General features: G+C 55.6%; 1 protein-coding gene and 1 pseudogene. Both read right to left on the reverse strand.

Annotated elements, in window-relative coordinates; genetic code table 11:
* Positions 1 to 684, reverse strand: a 684-nt coding sequence (locus tag MFF13_RS19230; RefSeq protein WP_373322581.1) for a calcium-binding protein, incomplete at its 3' end; no start/stop codon positions are given.
* Between the two features lie 544 nt (positions 685 to 1,228).
* A pseudogene (locus MFF13_RS19235) lies at positions 1,229 to 1,357 on the reverse strand (IS3 family transposase); the annotation flags it as partial.
* Between the last annotated feature and the right edge of the window lie 265 nt (positions 1,358 to 1,622).

Raw genomic sequence — 1,622 nt, forward strand, 5'->3', positions numbered from 1 at the left:
GATCGAGGCGTCCGTCAGCTTGAAGCCCAGCACAACCGTGTCGTCACCCGCCCCACCACTCATAGCATTTGAACCGGCCCCTCCGATGATAACATCATTCCCGGCGCCGCCGAATATTGCGTCGGAGTTCGTGGAGCCTATAAGGGTGTCAGCACCAGTATTCCCAACAATGGAAACGCCATCCGAGAAAGCAATATCGGGAAGATTTGGCGTAGAATCAAGAGTAAGGTTTTGATAGCTCTGCGATGTTGTAGAACTTTGTCCAAATAGAAGTCCGTTAACTAGCCCTAAAACACCACCAACGGTGTCGGGGACGATGCCGGTGACGTGAGATCCAAAATCTACTGGGATCGGCACGCCATCATAGCTCGCAATTGAGTTGCCGCCCGCGCTGACTTCAATATGATTGTAGTATCCACTGGCCGAAACAGATCCAGACAATGACAGCAATCCGCGGTCTGTCGTCACGGTGAACATGCCGGAGTATTTATAGGATACACCGGCTTGCGTGAACGAGAGACTGGAATATGTGTCTACCTCACGTCCAGGCAGGATGCCGACCAGAGGATTGTTATTTGTACTAATTAGTCCCTCGAAATGGGCCTTGTCGGAGGAGTTGATCGACTGAACCCAGAGGTTCGGGGTGTAGAAGCCATTGGGCGTACTGACAGTTACAGACGACATCACAGGCACCTCGGAAGCCCTTGGAGGATCACATGGGACACAATGATGATTCCTGAATGCAGCGCAACCAGGGGTTGTGTTTTAGCTTAATTTAAAACTACGCAGATGCGGCTTGCTTAGGACATTCTGGCTGAACAGCTGTCGCTCCTGAGTGTTTCGTTCCAGCACTCAACCAGTGCCAGCAGACCCAACTGCCAGGGGTGAGCTTCGGGCTTTAAGTGGTTATCAGACTTGAAAAAGAGGCTCATTCAGTGGCTTAAGGCATGGCTTGCGACAAGCTCGGCTGCCGGGCCAGTCGCATCCGTATTTGCATCTATGGGACGGCCTGCTGCCGATGCTTGAAGCTGCGACCGCGAGGGCCTACCCGGATCCTGCGTTCCAGACCGCGGTGGACATCGGCCACATCTCCTGGTTGTGCACAGCCAATGGCATCGGTCCGCTACCGGAGCCGCTGCTCGACAGGATGCGGGTCATCAAGATGCCGGCTCCGACGGCCGGCGATCTGGAGACTGATCGGCCCCCACGAGGTGATCCAAGGGTAAAGTTAGTGCGCGGTGGGCCGCTTCACCATGGGTAGCTTGGCCGGCGGAGCTGGTCGGGCGGGCGCAGCCGGCCAAGCGGAGAAGGCTGGCACGAACACCTCCGGGGCCGGGGGCCGGTATCCCATCGATGATCATCATCTCGGATGATTGATGCTGTTTTATACAGTCATCCATCGGATTGCCTGCACGTCAAATCCTGAAAAAATGTTTATCGCATGATAGATACAAACGATTTCAGGTCGCCGAATACCAAAGAAAGAGGGCCAAATAAAACGGCCGGGGCATTTCTGCCCCGGCCATCGTAACGCAACCGATCCGTGTGGCGTTAGGCGACGCCGCCCCCGAGGGGATGGAACACGCCATCGGCAAAGGCACTGCGGCCCTCGACGGCACCGT

This window comes from Methylobacterium cerastii (genome assembly GCF_022179125.1).
GTDB classification, from domain to species: Bacteria; Pseudomonadota; Alphaproteobacteria; order Rhizobiales; family Beijerinckiaceae; genus Methylobacterium; species Methylobacterium cerastii.